We start from the raw sequence: 13,250 nt of genomic DNA on the forward strand, positions 1-13,250 counted from the left end.
GGAAAGCCGCCGAAGCCATCAGGCCTCGGCGGCTTTCATCATTTTCAGGACGTCGAGCTCGCCCGGGGTGCGCCCTTCCTTCGCTCCGCGAAGCGGCACCATCGAGCGCTTGAGGATCGCGCGGATCTCGCCCGGATCGAGCCCGGGCTGATGGGCCAGCAGCAGCGCCACCGCGCCGCTCACATGCGAGGTGGCCATCGACGTGCCGCTCATCTCGTGGTATTTGCCCTTCAGCCAGGCCGAATGGATCCGGTCGCCCGGGGCATAGATGTCGATGTAGGGGCCGCGGTTGCTGAACGCCGCGATGCGGCGCAGCCGGTTCGTCGCGCCGACCGAGATCGTCTGCGGATAGCGGGCCGGGTAGTCGACCGAGCGTCGGCGGCCGTCGTTGCCCGAGGAAGCGATGATGACGACGCCGGCGTTCGTCGCGTTGATGACGGCGTTGTGCAGCGACTTGCTGCGCGACTTCATGCCGAAGCTCATGTTGATGATGTTCATGCCGCTGCGGACGCACCACTCGATGCCGAGGATGATGTCCGACACATAGGCGCTGCCGTTCTGGTCGAACGCCTTGACGGGATAGACGATGGAGCGCGGGGCGACGCCGATCATGCCGCCCGGCTGGTTGGCCGCGGCGATCGTGCCCGCGATATGGGTGCCGTGCCCGTTGTCGTCATGGGGCAGCTGGCCGCGGTCGATCAGGTTGATGCCGCGGCCGAGCGAGGCTTTGAGATCGGGATGGCTGTGGTCGACGCCGGTGTCGATGACGCCGATCTTGATCCGGTGGCCCGTCGTCCGGTTCCAGGCGAGCGGGGCGCGGATCTGCTGCACGCCCCAGGGCAGGCCCTTTTCGGGCATCGTCTTGGGCAGGCCGGACGCTTTCATCGTAATCCGGCGGTCCTCCTCGGCCATGACGCCGGCGGTCGGAGGGGGAAGCGGCTGCCGGGCGGGCAGCGCCACGCTGACCGCCTGGACGAGGGGCAAGGGAACGAGCCGTTCAGACGGAAGAAGGGCTTCGCCGCACGCATGCAGGAAGACCCGGTAGTCGTCGGGATGGCGGAAGGTAAGCATGAGCCGTTTTGCCGGAGAGCCGGCGGAGGCGGGGAGGTCGCGCAGCCAGCGGAGCAGATGATCCAAGATGAAGTCCCTCCTGACGGACAATGCTTGGATAGTGTATGAGGGGCCGCCCTCCGCCCGATAGAGCCATCGGCCCGTTTTGCGGCAATTTGGGCCGCGGCTCGTGTCAATCGCCCTCCGCTCTTCATACAATGCAAGTAAGAGTCGTCGGACTCTTGCAGCCGGGAATCCGCCGCTCCTTTTCGGAAAGGCGCTCCAGGCGGAAGGATACAGTCAGGAGCGAAGGGGGAGCCCTTCGTTCTTCCTTTATGAGGCCGCGCGTCCCTTTTGGAAGCGGACAAGCCGCTCGAGGAAGCGCCTTGATTTTTTGAGGCAAATAGGTTTTACTAAAGGTTGACTGTGGACAAGATGGAACCGTAATGAGCTGCGTACGATTATCCGAGAGGATGTGTCTGGATTAGATGAGCACGAACCTGTCCCAAAAATTCGATGCGGAGCGGCTGCGCGAGATGCCGATGGTCGATCTGGCCTTCGAAGTGCTGAAAGCGGCCAATACGCCCTACTATTATCGCGACTTGATGAAAGAGATCGCCAAGTACCGCGGCCTGACGGAAGAGGAAGTCAACAACGTCATCGCCCAGGTCTACACGGAGATCAACATCGACGGCCGCTTCGCCTGCGTCGGCTCCAACACCTGGGGCCTGAAGCGCTGGTATCCGGTCGAGAAGAACGAGGATCCAATCACGAACGCCAAGCGTCCGCGCATCATCAACGACGATGACGATCTCGAGGACGAGGAGCCGTTCGAGGCGGAGGAGGAAGACACCTACGCCGAGAGCGAGGAGGACTTCGACCTGTTCGACGAGGACCGCGAGTTCGACGAGAGCGAAGAGGACGACGCCGAAGCGGTCGACGAGACGATCGACGAGGACGACGCCGAGGCCGAGGAATCCGACGACGAGGACGAGGAAGACTTCGAGGACGAGGACTCCGACGAAGAGCAAGGCGGCAAGTAAAGTATCTTCGGCTCCCGCCGGCTGGCGGCGGGCCGCTTCGAGGCCCCGTTTTCGGGGCCTTTTTCCATTCGAGGCGCCTTTCGCAAAGGTCCGGCTTGTCCTTGACAGGGCGGATTGCGGTGAGATAAACTATTGCATGGGCTTTTTGAAGCTTTTAGTGAAACCATCATCAGCTCAAGGCTGCTTCGCGCCGATTCCGACAGGAAGCAGCGGAGCGTTCTGCCTGCATATTTGCATGGGTGATCGTAGAAAGTGCCCCCTTTATATGGGTGACACTTTTTTTGTTTTTATATGGGGTCCGCGCCATGTTTCAGGGCCGGCCTGGGCAACCTTTAACTAACCATAGGAGCATGGAGGGTATTCAACAGTGACGAAATATATCTTTGTAACGGGCGGTGTGGTGTCGTCTCTCGGCAAAGGCATCACCGCGGCTTCGCTCGGCAGGCTGCTCAAGAACCGCGGCCTGAAGGTTACGATCCAGAAGTTCGATCCGTACATCAACGTGGATCCGGGGACGATGAGCCCGTACCAGCACGGAGAAGTTTTTGTCACGGACGACGGGGCGGAGACGGATCTCGACCTCGGCCACTATGAGCGCTTCATCGACATCAACCTGTCCAAAAACAGCAATGTGACGACCGGCAAGATCTATTCGTCCGTCATCACCAAGGAGCGCCGCGGCGAATACCTCGGCGGCACGGTCCAGGTCATCCCGCATATTACGAACGAGATCAAGGAACGCGTCTTCCGCGCCGGCCGCGAAGCCGGCTCCGACGTCGTCATCACGGAGATCGGCGGCACGGTCGGCGACATCGAGAGCCTGCCGTTCCTCGAGGCGATCCGCCAGATCAAGAGCGACATCGGCCGCGACAACGTCATGTACGTGCATGTGACGCTGATCCCGTACATCAAGGCCGCCGGCGAGGTGAAGACCAAGCCGACCCAGCATAGCGTCAAGGAGCTGCGCAGCATCGGCATCCAGCCGAACGTCATCGTCTGCCGGACCGAGAAAGCGATCTCCGAGGACCTGAAAAACAAGCTGGCGCTGTTCTGCGACATCGATCCGAACGCCGTCGTCGAATGCCGCGACGCGTCCACGCTGTACGAGGTGCCGCTCATGCTCCAGGAGCAGGGCCTCGACCAGTACGTCGTCGACCATCTCAAGCTGCAGGCTCCGCAAGCCGACATGGCCGAGTGGACGAAGCTGGTCGACCGCGTCAAGAACCTGAAGCGCAAGACCGAGATCGCCATCGTCGGCAAGTACGTGGCGCTGCATGACGCCTACCTCAGCATCGTCGAGTCGCTCGCTCATGCGGGCATCGAGGCCGACTCCGAAGTGAGCATCCGCTGGGTCGACGCCGAGGAGCTCTCCGACGCCAACGCGGCCGAGACGCTCGCCGGCGTGAACGGCATCCTCGTGCCGGGCGGCTTCGGCGACCGCGGCATCGAGGGCAAGGTGGCGGCGATCCGCTACGCCCGCGAGAGCCGCACGCCGTTCTTCGGCATTTGCCTCGGCATGCAGGTAGCGGTCATCGAGTATGCGCGCAACGTGCTCGGCCTGACCGGGGCCAACAGCTCCGAGATCAACCCGACGACGCCGTATCCGGTCATCGACCTGCTGCCGGAGCAAAAGGATATCGAGGATCTCGGCGGCACGATGCGCCTTGGCCTCTATCCGTGCAAGCTGGCCGAAGGCTCGCTCGCCGCGCGCGAGTACGACGACGAGCTCGTCTACGAGCGCCATCGTCACCGGTATGAGTTCAACAACGAGTACCGCGAGCAAGTGGAGCAGGCAGGCCTGCGCATCTCCGGCACCTCGCCGGACGGACGCCTCGTCGAAATGGTCGAGCTGCCGGAGCACCCGTGGTTCCTGGCCGTCCAGTTCCATCCGGAATTCACCTCTCGCCCGAACCGCCCGCAGGCGCTGTTCCGCGGCTTCGTCAACGCCTCCCTCCAGCTGTCCGAGTAGTCGGCGCAGGAGCCCGGCTCCCTCTTATTTGGCCGTCTGGCATCGCCTTTCGCGATGCTGGCGGCTTTTTTCCAATTTAGAGAAGGAGATAGAAGGGGCAGGGCGAATATAGGGGGTGGGCAAAATCCGAAAGCCGTTGCCTTACCGTCTCATCGCCGCAGACGCCAACGATCCGACACATAGAGCAGCTAGATCTGTCGAAGAGAGAACCTAACGGGAGGTAGAGAAGTTGGACAAGAAGAAGGTACTCATCGTGGATGACCAGAACGGAATCCGCGTGCTGCTAATGGAGGTATTTACGAGCGAGGGATATACGACCTTTCAGGCTTCCAACGGCAAGCTGGCCCTGGAGATCGTCCGCAACGAAAGTCCGGATCTGGTCCTGCTGGACATGAAGATTCCCGGCATGGACGGACTGGAGATCCTCAAGCATGTCAAGACGATCGACCGCAGCATCAAGGTGATCATGATGACGGCTTACGGCGAGCTGGACATGATCAAGGAAGCGACCGATCTCGGCGCGGTCATGCACTTCACCAAGCCGTTCGACATCGACGAGATGAGGCTCGCGGTCAACATGCAGCTGCGCCGCGACGACGAGAACAACAGCAAATACGCGATCGGGTCCTGAGCAGCAGGGCCTGTTTTTATGCCCGGACAAGTATGATATAATAGCCCAGAATGACCCGCTTCATTGGACTGAACCAACCACAAACGATGAGCGCGCGCCCTTGCAGCTGCATTGCCGGCGCGCGCTGCGTTGTTTTCAGCTGCAGGGCGTCGCGCGCCAGCCGCGCGGCGCGGCCTGCTTCTTCCCGGGGAGGATACAGCATTAATGGAGAAACTAATGGTTCGCGGCGGACGTCCGCTGCGAGGCACGGTGCAGATCAGCGGTGCCAAGAACAGCGCGGTCGCGCTGCTGCCCGCCGCCATTCTGGCGGAATCTGAAGTCGTTCTGGACAACCTGCCGCAGCTGAGCGACGTGGCGGTGTACGGGGAGATCCTGGAGCAGCTCGGGGCCGGCGTGTCCTGGAGCGGCGACACGATGCGGATCGATCCTTCCCGCCTGCGGTCGGCGCCGATGCCGGACGGCAAGGTGAAGCTGCTGCGGGCTTCCTATTATCTGATGGGAGCGCTGCTCGGCCGCTTCGGCGAAGCGGTCATCGGCCTGCCCGGCGGATGCAACTTCGAGCCTCGTCCGATCGACCAGCATATCAAGGGCTTCGAGGCGCTCGGCGCGGAAGTGTCCAACGAGCACGGCTCGATCCGCATCTTCGCCCGCGAGCTGCGCGGCGCCAAGATCTACCTGGACGTCGTCAGCGTCGGAGCGACGATCAACATCATGCTGGCCGCCTCCAGGGCCAAGGGCGTCACGACGATCGAGAACGCGGCCAAGGAGCCTGAAATCATAGATGTAGCGACGCTGCTCAACGCCATGGGAGCCCGCATCAAGGGCGCCGGCACGGAGACGATCCGGATCGAGGGCGTGGAGGCGATGCACGGCTGCCGCCACTCCATCATCCCGGACCGCATCCAGGCTGGGACCTACATGATCGCGGCCGCCGCGACCCGCGGCGACGTCGTCATCGACGGCGTCATCCCCAAGCATATGGAAGCGATGAGCGCCAAGCTCGTGGAGATGGGCGTGCAGGTGATCGAGATGGACGAATCCATCCGCATCGTCGGCGCGCCGGCCTATGAGCCGATCGACGTGCGGGCGCTCGTCTATCCCGGCTTCGCGACAGACCTGCAGTCGCCGATGACGAGCCTGCTCACGCAAGCTTCCGGCGTCAGCATCCTGACGGATTACGTCTACAGCAACCGGTTCAAGCATGTGCCGGAGCTCGTGCGCATGGGCGCGGGCATCCGCGTGGAGGGGCGCTCGGCGATCATCGAGGGCGGCCCGCTCAACGCGGCCAAGGTGCGCGCCGCCGATCTGCGCGCCGGAGCGGCGCTTGTCGTCGCCGGCCTGACCGTGCCCGAGGGCGTCACCGAAATTACCGGCGTCGAGTATATCGACCGCGGCTACGACAATTTGGTCGAGAACCTGCGGCGGCTCGGCGCCGACGTATGGCGGGAGCAGGAGTAAGCCGCCTGCCCTCTATCCGCGCCGGCACCGGCTGCGGATGAGGCCTTTTGCTTGAACCGCCCGAGGCGGCGGCCGCGAGCCGCGCCTGCCTTCGGCTTGCCTATCTCTATCCAGACGTCGACTGGCCCGCTCCCGCGGGCCAGGGCGCTTTCTTTTCCCCTGCACCCGCCTTCAAGCCCTCTTCCAGACCTTCCTAGAGCTAATGCGATTCCTCTGCCATCCTGATTCGAAGGTTAGGGCGAAGCCCGCCCGGACACAATAAGAGAATCGAAGTCATAGATTCGGATCGTCCCGACATGAGGTAAAGATTAAGGTGCGAAAACTGAATAAAGTGGTGAGATCATGAGCGAATTTCAGATCGCCGATCTGGAAGCAATGTCATTGAATGATCTGTACAAGCTCGCCAAGCAGTTCGAGGTGCCGAGCTTCAACCAGATGAAGAAGAAAGAGCTGGTCTTCGCCGTCCTGCGGGCGCAGGCGGAGCGCGGAGGGCTGCTGTTCATGCAGGGCGTGTTGGACATCCTGCCGGAAGGCTTCGGCTTCCTCCGTCCGATCAACTATTTGCCGAGCAACGAGGACATCTACATCTCGTCGTCCCAGATCCGCCGGTTCGACCTGCGCAGCGGCGACCTCGTCTCCGGCAAATGCCGTCCTCCAAAAGAAAACGAACGTTATTTCGGCTTGCTGCAAGTGAACGCCGTCAACGGCATGAGTCCGGAAACGGCAGCCGACCGCCTGCATTTCCCGGCGCTGACCCCCCTTTTCCCGCAAAAGAAGCTCGTCCTGGAAACGACCCCGCATCGCTTGTCGGCCCGCATCATGGATCTGCTCGCGCCCGTCGGCCTCGGCCAGCGGGGGCTGATCGTCGCGCCGCCGAAGGCGGGCAAGACGCTGCTGCTCAAGGAGATCGCCAACAGCATCTCCGAGAACAACCCGGAGATCGAGCTGTTCGTGCTGCTCATCGACGAGCGTCCGGAGGAAGTGACCGACATGCAGCGCTCCGTGCGGGGCGAGGTCGTGGCGTCGACGTTCGACGAGCTGCCGGAAAACCATATCAAGGTGGCCGAGCTCGTGCTGGAGCGGGCGCTGCGCATGGTCGAGCATAAAAAGGATGTCGTCATCCTGCTCGACAGCATCACCCGCCTGGCGCGCGCCTACAACCTCGTCATTCCGCCGTCCGGGCGGACGCTCAGCGGCGGCATCGATCCGGCGGCGTTCCACCGGCCGAAGCGCTTCTTCGGCTCGGCGCGCAACATCGAGGAGGGCGGCAGCCTGACGATCCTCGCCACGGCGCTGATCGACACCGGCTCGCGCATGGACGACATCATCTACGAGGAGTTCAAAGGGACCGGCAACATGGAGCTGCACCTGGACCGCAAGCTCGCCGAGCGCCGGATCTTCCCGGCTCTCGACATCCGCCGCTCCGGCACGCGCCGCGAGGATCTGCTGCTGAGCAAGGAGGAGCTGGACAAGATCTGGGTCATCCGCAAGAACATGAACGACTCGATGGAGTTCGTCGACAACTTCCTCAAGAAGCTCGGCGAGTCCAAGACGAACGCGGAATTCCTGACGACGCTGGAGTCCAAGAACGGCCAACGGCCGAGCCAGTCTTCCGCAGGCGGCAGCAGCTCCGGCAGCGGCTCCGGCGGACAAGCTCCGGGCACGCCGGCCGGCGGCAGCCCGATCGTTTCCAACACGTCCGCTTACCGCAACCATGGCGCGACGGGACAAGGCTACCGCAGCTACGCTTCCGGGAGCGGCGGAACGGCTGCTGGCGGCGGCAATGGCGCGGCCAGCCCTTCCGCCGGCGGCTTCTCCGGCAGCTCGGCCCGCTCCGAGAGCGGCTACGCCAGCCGGGGCGAGACCGGCAGCTACGGCGCATCGCGGCCGAGCGCTTCCGCCGGCGGCTCCTACGCGGGCCGCAGCGGCACGGGCGCTCGTCCGGGCGCAGCATCGCGTCCGGGCGCGCCCGCGGCGCAGCGTCTCGCGTCGCGACAGCGCGCCTCGGCGCTACAGCCCGGCGCATCCGGTCGCGGGCGCCAGCTCCGCAGCCGAGCAGGGCCGCTAGGGGTGGCCGCGCGCGCGTGGCCGAGCCGGCAACGCCGAAGCCGGCTGCAGCCTGCCGCGGGCGAGCGCCAGCCGGCCGCAGCAGCCTGGCGGAGGGGCGCGCGCGCGCGGAGGCCCGGCGCCAGGCGGCGCGCCGGCGCCGCAGCGCGCAGGCCTGCCCCGCCTCGGCGCGCAGCGGCGGCGCGAGCAGGCCGCGCCGAGCGCCGCCTCCGGGGCCCGAGCGCCGGCCGCAGGCCGCAGCGCGCACGCGGGTGCACCTGGGCCAGCGCCGCGCTCCCGCTGCGCCGGGCACTCCAGGCGAGCCCATCCTAGTCGCTCCGATGCGCCGGCGGCCGAAGCCGCGCCGGCGAAGCGCACGCGCGCCGCATCCGCCGCGCGCGCAGCCGCACCGGCGGCCGGCGACAAGCCGGCCGCGCCGCCGGCCGCCGACGCACGCGCCAACGCGGCCGACCGATACGCCGCCGGCCGAATGACCGCCGGCGCTTCGTACAGACTTTAGGAGGACATCATGAATCTTGTATATGCCGACGAACAAGGCCAATTGTTCGACCATCCCGACTGGACCGGCCTCGGCCGCGGCGGGGACATCGTCATCGAGCTGATGGAGGAGGAGCTGATTCCTCTGCCGGAGGGCGCCACGCTGGTGGGGCTGCCGGGCACGCGTCCGATCGGCATCGGCCCGAGCGGCAAGATGGAGCTGCTGCCGGGGCCGTATCAGGCGGTCGGGGCGCTGCTGCCGCAGGGCTTCACCCGCCTCGCGCTGCCGGGCTACGCCAAGTCGGACAAGACGGCCGTGCTGCCGCTGTTCGGCTATACCGCCGTCGTCTGGAAGGACGGCCGCTTCTGGGCCGCCGCCGAGCAGTGCGACGATCCCGAGCGATGGAACCCGCTGAACTGCGACCGGACCGAGCTGAACGTCAAGGTGGAGGAGCTGCTGGCCAAGTATCCGGACAACCGGCTGTACGAGCATCTGTCCCATTGCGCGCTCGGCTACGAATGCCTGACCGCTTCCAATACGTTCCTGCAGCGCTGGGAAGGAGCGGTTCCCGTCTCCTATTCCTGCAACGCCGGCTGCTTCGGCTGCATCTCCGAGCAGCCGGAGGACAGCGCGTTCCCGGCTCCGCAGACGCGCATGAACTTCAAGCCGACCGTCGACGAGGTCGTGCAGATCATGCTGGAGCAGCTGCGCACGCCGGAGTCGATCATCAGCTTCGGACAGGGCTGCGAGGGCGAGCCGTCCACGCAGGTCAAGATCATCGTCGAGGCGATCCGCCGCGTGCGCGAGCAGACCTCGATGGGCTACATCAACATCAACACCAACGCCGGCCTGACCGACTTCATGCGGGCAATCGTCGACTCGGGCCTCGATCTGATGCGCGTCAGCACGATCAGCGCGCTCGACGACCATTACAACGCCTACTACAAGCCTCGGGCCTACACGCTGAAAAATGTCGAGAGATCGCTCCGCTACGCCGCCGACCAAGGCGTCTACACGTCCATCAACTACCTCATCTTCCCGGGCGTCACCGACCGCGAGGAGGAGATGGAGGCGATGATCGAGTTCGTGCGCCGGACCGGCCTGCGGCTCATCCAGATGCGCAACCTCAACATCGACCCGGAGAGCTACCTGAACCTCATCCCCAAGGCGCGCGGAGAGATTTACGGCATGAAGCAGATGCTGGAAATCTTCCGCGAGGAGCTGCCGGATGTCGTCATCGGCTCGTACACGCATGTGCCTCCGGCCGAGCTGGCCCGCCGCCGCTGAGAGCTGCCGAAGGGCATTGCGCGGTACGGGCATGCATGATATAGTATTCAAGTATTGCGATAACTCTGGGCTCGCATGAAGCTCAGGGCAAAAGAGGTGAAAGACGATGAAAGAGGCTATTCATCCGAAATACCACGTGACAACGGCTACTTGCGCTTGCGGCAACACGTTCGAGACCGGTTCCGTAAAACCGAACCTGCGCGTGGAGATCTGCTCCGCTTGCCACCCGTTCTTCACGGGCAAGCAGAAGTTCCTGGACGCCGGCGGCCGCGTAGACCGTTTCAAAAAGAAATACGGCATCTAATCGACTTCAGCTGCCAGCCATTGGCAGTATAGAAAAACCTCCCTTCGCCATCCTATGGCCAAAGGGAGGTTTTTTGCATGCACCACATGGTTACGATCCGTCCGCTTGCCCGCCGCATCGCGCTGTCCGCCGGCGCCCTTCTGCTTGGCGCCGCCTTGCTGTCCGGCTGCGGAGGCAGCCCGAACTCCATGAAAGGCAAGAGCTACGGCCGCGACGGCCAGCTCGGCCTGACCAATACGAATCCGCATCTCATCAATACGCCGCATGCGCAGAACATCCAGCAGGACGCGAACTTTGCCGAGCAGAAGGCGAAGGAGGTCAAGGGCGTCGGCTCCGTCCGGCTCGTCATCGACGGCGCGACGATGCGCGCCTATGTGAAGCCGCGCCCCGGCATGAACTCCGCTCAGCGCGAGGAGATGCGCGCCCGCGTCCAGTCCCAGCTCGCCTACAACATGCCTCGCTACGATGTCGTGACGGAGCTGGCGCCGTAACGGCGGCTCCGCCGCCGCAGAAGCCCCTTCGCCGCAGCGCAAGCTCCGCAGCGGCTGGCCGCTCGCTCTTTCGGCTCGGCGCCGCGCGTTTCAGGCTCATCTCGTCCGGTTGCGCAAGCCCCGCAAATCGGCTATACTGAAACCCTGCCGTGCTAGACGGGGAGGTAGCGGTGCCCTGTAACTCGCAATCCGCTATAGCGAGGTTGAATTCCTGCCGTAGGTTATGCGTTGCAGCGTTTGGCGCCTAGGAACAGTGTTGACGGACGGGTCCTCCGCAATGGACGCTTGTGAACCCGGTCAGGTCCGGAAGGAAGCAGCCGTAAGCAAGTCCGTTCATGTGCCGGAGGGACGCCTGGCCCGAGCTGGGAGCAGGAGTGCCGGCTGGGACGCATGGATCGAGGGCAGGTGCACGGTTCTACTCGATCAATCCCGCACGCCGGGCGATTGTCTGATTCCAGACGTCGCCCGGCGTTTTTTCATGCCGTCCAGGGACAGATCGCGCTGTCGATGGAGTCGTAAGACCGCAAGCCGGGCGCCGAGCCCCGCAGCCTGTTTTCCATTGCTCGCGCGCTCATCTGCCGGCCCGCCTTCCGTCCTTGCCGCGCCTTTTGCGGATTCCTTCGGCAGAGAGCGTTTCCCTTTTGCCCGGCCGCCCGGTCATGTATAATGGAAGAACGATAACGGCCGCCATCCGGCGGCGCGAAAGGAAGCCGACCTTTGACTCATATCGCCTTGTACCGTGCCTGGCGTCCGCAGACGTTCCAGGACATGGTGGGACAACAGCATATTCGGCAGACGCTGCAGAACGCGATCCGCGAGCAGCGCATCGCGCATGCTTACTTGTTCAACGGGCCGAGGGGCACGGGCAAGACGACGGCGGCCAAAGTTTTCGCCAAAGCCGTCAACTGCGAGCGCGGACCTGCGCCCGAGCCCTGCAACGAATGCGCGGCCTGCCGAGGCATTACCTCCGGCACGGTGATGGACGTCGTGGAGATCGACGCCGCCTCCAACCGGGGCATCGACGAGATTCGGGAGATCCGCGACAGCGTGCGCTACGCGCCGTCCGAGGTGCGCTACAAGGTCTACATCATCGACGAGGTCCACATGCTCACGACGGAAGCGTTCAACGCGCTTCTGAAGACGCTCGAGGAGCCGCCGAGCCATGTCATCTTCATCCTCGCGACGACCGAGCCGCACAAGCTGCCGGCGACGATCGTCTCGCGCTGCCAGCGCTTCGACTTCCGCCAGGTGTCGCTGGAGGAGCAGATCGAGCGGCTGCGCGAGATCACGCAGGAGGAGGGCATCGAGGCCGAGCCGGAGGCGCTCGACTACATCGCCCGCCTGTCGGACGGCGGCATGCGCGACGCGATCAGCCTGCTGGAGCAGGCGGCCGCCTTCGGCGCGGAGAAGATCACGCTCGAGGGCGCGGTCGACGTCACCGGCGGCCTCGCCGCCCGCCAGTTCGCCGGCATCGCCGTCGCGGTGCGCGACTCCGACGCGGCGGCGGTGCTGCCGCTCGTCGAGGGCCTCATGCAGGCCGGCAAGAGCCCGGACAAGTGCCTCGAGAACCTGATCTACTACTTCCGCGACCTGCTCGTGCTCAAGCTCGCACCGGACAGCGCCCAGGGCATGGGGCGGCTCGCCGATCCCGCCGTCTTCCGCGACATGGCGGAGGGGTTCAGCGCGGAGCGCATCTTCCGCATGATCGACGAGCTCAACCGGTATCAAAACGAAATGCGCCACGCCGCCCACCCGCAGACGCTGTTCGAGGTCGCGCTGCTCAAGATCTGCACCCTGCCGGAGAGCGGAGCTCCCGCCGCGGGCGCGCAGCCTGCGGCGGAGCGGCGGGGGGCAGCGGCCCCCGGCCCCTCCGGCCATGAAGTCGCCGCGCTGCAGCAGCGGATCGACCAGCTCGAGCGCAAGCTCGAGCAGCTTCAGCGCAGCGGAGGCGCCGCAGTCGCGGCGGCTCCGGCCGCCGCCGCGCCGCCGCGCGGCGCTCCCGCCCGCGGCGGCGGCGGGTTCGGCCCGCGGTCCGGAGGCAGCCTCCGGACCGTCAAGCTCGATCCCTTCGTCTCCGCCGCGGGCAGCCCCGACACCGCCCAGCTGCGCGCCAAGTGGGCGGAAGTGCTCGCGCGCGTCAAGGATGCGCGCGTCACCGTCCACGCTTGGCTCGTCGACGGCGAGCCGGTCTCCTGGGCGGGCGACACGGCGCTCATCGCGTTCAAAAATACGATCCACCGCGAGACGACGGAGAAGCAGGCCAACCGCGAGCTGATCGAGCGCGTGCTGCAGGAGGCGTTCGGCAAGCCGCTGCAGCTGGCGACCGTCATGCAGAAGGATTGGCAGCAGGCGGCTTCGGAGCCGGCTGCGGAGAGCGGAGCCGAGCCGTTCGAGCTCTCCCATGATGATCCGATCGCCCCTCCGGCACGGCCGGAATGGGTGGAGGAAGCGTTCAAGATGTTCGGCGAGGAC

Annotated in this window: 9 protein-coding genes, 1 other RNA gene and 1 pseudogene (1 of these 11 only partly in view); 10 read left to right on the top strand and 1 reads right to left on the bottom strand. The window is 64.9% G+C overall.

What is annotated here, in order from left to right:
• Window positions 1-18 precede the first annotated feature (18 nt).
• Window positions 19-1,137 carry a S8 family peptidase gene (locus B8V81_RS10645; protein ID WP_373864138.1) on the bottom strand — a complete coding sequence of 373 codons (1,119 nt, stop codon included), beginning with the start codon at window positions 1,135-1,137 and terminating at the stop codon, window positions 19-21.
• Between the two features lie 401 nt (window positions 1,138-1,538).
• Here B8V81_RS10645 and rpoE point away from each other — a divergent pair, with 401 nt between their 5' ends.
• The 10 genes and pseudogenes from rpoE to dnaX all read left to right on the top strand — a co-directional run.
• Window positions 1,539-2,093 (top strand): DNA-directed RNA polymerase subunit delta, encoded by a 555-nt coding sequence (rpoE, locus tag B8V81_RS10650; protein WP_101808351.1) that lies wholly within the window; start codon window positions 1,539-1,541, stop codon window positions 2,091-2,093.
• 367 nt (window positions 2,094-2,460) lie between these two features.
• Entirely contained in the window at window positions 2,461-4,062 is a 1,602-nt protein-coding gene (locus B8V81_RS10655) for a CTP synthase (RefSeq protein WP_028600635.1), read from the top strand.
• Window positions 4,063-4,291: 229 nt separating this feature from the next.
• Window positions 4,292-4,693 (top strand): response regulator, encoded by a 402-nt coding sequence (locus B8V81_RS10660; RefSeq protein WP_028600634.1) that lies wholly within the window; start codon window positions 4,292-4,294, stop codon window positions 4,691-4,693.
• A gap of 204 nt (window positions 4,694-4,897) precedes the next feature.
• Entirely contained in the window at window positions 4,898-6,151 is a 1,254-nt protein-coding gene (locus B8V81_RS10665) for a UDP-N-acetylglucosamine 1-carboxyvinyltransferase (protein WP_028600633.1), read from the top strand.
• A gap of 342 nt (window positions 6,152-6,493) precedes the next feature.
• Window positions 6,494-7,786 (top strand): annotated as a pseudogene (gene rho / locus B8V81_RS10670) (transcription termination factor Rho); the annotation flags it as partial.
• Between the two features lie 940 nt (window positions 7,787-8,726).
• Entirely contained in the window at window positions 8,727-9,983 is a 1,257-nt protein-coding gene (locus B8V81_RS10675) for a radical SAM family protein (protein ID WP_101808352.1), read from the top strand.
• Between the two features lie 106 nt (window positions 9,984-10,089).
• Entirely contained in the window at window positions 10,090-10,287 is a 198-nt protein-coding gene (gene rpmE, locus B8V81_RS10680) for a 50S ribosomal protein L31 (protein ID WP_021882051.1), read from the top strand.
• Window positions 10,288-10,364: 77 nt separating this feature from the next.
• Window positions 10,365-10,778, top strand: coding sequence for a hypothetical protein (locus B8V81_RS10685; RefSeq protein WP_146000482.1), 414 nt, complete (start codon window positions 10,365-10,367; stop codon window positions 10,776-10,778).
• Window positions 10,779-10,925: 147 nt separating this feature from the next.
• Window positions 10,926-11,191: signal recognition particle sRNA large type (ffs, locus tag B8V81_RS10690), an RNA gene on the top strand.
• Between the two features lie 304 nt (window positions 11,192-11,495).
• A protein-coding gene (gene dnaX, locus B8V81_RS10695) for a DNA polymerase III subunit gamma/tau (RefSeq protein WP_028600630.1) crosses the window boundary here: on the top strand, window positions 11,496-13,250 show its 5' portion. The gene runs 24 nt beyond the window's last position; only the first 1,755 of its 1,779 coding nucleotides appear in the window; it begins with the start codon at window positions 11,496-11,498; the stop codon falls past the right edge of the window.

The organism is Paenibacillus pasadenensis (assembly GCF_002864175.1).
Taxonomy (GTDB): domain Bacteria; phylum Bacillota; class Bacilli; order Paenibacillales; family Paenibacillaceae; genus Paenibacillus_O; species Paenibacillus_O pasadenensis.

What these genes read in the sequence shown, in the direction of transcription:
- B8V81_RS10685 (WP_146000482.1), top strand. Translation starts at nt 10,365, where the DNA reads ATGCACCACATGGTTACGATCCGTCCGCTTGCCCGCCGCATCGCGCTG.
- B8V81_RS10675 (WP_101808352.1), top strand. Translation starts at nt 8,727, where the DNA reads ATGAATCTTGTATATGCCGACGAACAAGGCCAATTGTTCGACCATCCC.
- rpmE (WP_021882051.1), top strand. Translation starts at nt 10,090, where the DNA reads ATGAAAGAGGCTATTCATCCGAAATACCACGTGACAACGGCTACTTGC.
- B8V81_RS10665 (WP_028600633.1), top strand. Translation starts at nt 4,898, where the DNA reads ATGGAGAAACTAATGGTTCGCGGCGGACGTCCGCTGCGAGGCACGGTG.
- rpoE (WP_101808351.1), top strand. Translation starts at nt 1,539, where the DNA reads ATGAGCACGAACCTGTCCCAAAAATTCGATGCGGAGCGGCTGCGCGAG.